General features: G+C 63.9%; 1 protein-coding gene. It reads left to right on the top strand.

The genetic code is table 11. The features are described 5' to 3' along the window. On the top strand, positions 1 to 255 hold a 255-nt coding region (locus tag AC5RWQ_RS30830), incomplete at both ends, for a transposase (RefSeq protein ID WP_494286102.1).

Genomic DNA, 255 nt, shown 5'->3' with positions numbered 1-255 from the left:
GGCTGTCCGGGGTCGAGGACATGGTGATCTCCTTGTCGGCCAAGGGATTGACGACCGGGGAGATCCAGGCCCACTTGGCCGAGGTGTATGGCGCGGAGGTGTCCCGGCAGACGATCTCCACGATCACTGACAAGGTCGTCGAGGGGATGACCGAGTGGCAGAACCGGCCACTCGACCCGGGGCGGTTTCTACCGGTCGTTGCGAATCCTGGTGAGACGGGGTCCGCATGCCGAGATACGCGCCGAACAAGATGTC

This window comes from Micromonospora sp. BS32, from assembly GCF_059089345.1.
Note: the sequence above shows the minus strand (reverse complement) of the source record. Positions and strands in the feature narration are given on the sequence as shown.